Here is a 566-nt window from a genome sequence, read left to right as displayed (position 1 = left end):
GAATGAAAAAGTTTGCAGTTGGATCCTTTTTTTCAGCTGAAGAGAAATATGATAACTGGAAAGAGTGGGAAAACTACAAGTTTCCGCAAAAATGTTTGAAATGCAAATATATTGCATTTTGTAGTGGAGGCTGTCCAGTTAGCAATTTATGTAGTAATGGCAAGATTGATGAAGTTTATTGCTATAATGTAGGAAAAACTATAGAAAATACGTTAATCGGATTATTTAGGGAAGGGTATATAGATGAAGCCACTGTATATTAATCAGTATGAAGATGCATTTTTCTTTGAAAGCAAAATTATAGTTGTAAATTATGTCAAACCCGGTATTAATTTTTTTGACACCGATAGCGTTAGTAATGTTATTAACACCTTTTCGAAAAATACAGATTCTATGGTGAATAATTTTTTGAAAAAATATAAACTTAACGAAAATCAATCTAGTAGGAAGGCCACACTTACTTTAATACCAAGCTATAATTGTAACATGGCGTGTGAGTATTGTTTCGAAGGAAGGATGCCAATTAGTGAAGTGAATAAAAAGAAAGGATTTACTCAATTTCTAAA

General features: G+C 30.7%; 2 protein-coding genes. Both read left to right on the top strand.

Features of this window, described 5'->3' with window-relative positions; translation table 11 throughout:
• A partial coding sequence (locus D1841_RS18395) for an SPASM domain-containing protein (protein WP_166554403.1) occupies nt 1–263 on the top strand: 263 nt, incomplete at its 5' end.
• A partial coding sequence (locus D1841_RS18865; RefSeq protein ID WP_207710221.1) for a hypothetical protein occupies nt 244–566 on the top strand: 323 nt, incomplete at its 3' end. The genes D1841_RS18395 and D1841_RS18865, both read left to right, overlap by 20 nt.

It is taken from the genome of Neglectibacter sp. X4, from assembly GCF_009917365.1.
Lineage (GTDB): Bacteria > Bacillota > Clostridia > Oscillospirales > Acutalibacteraceae > Acutalibacter.
The sequence above is the reverse complement of the archived record's forward strand: the minus strand, read 5'-3'. Positions and strand labels throughout refer to the sequence as shown.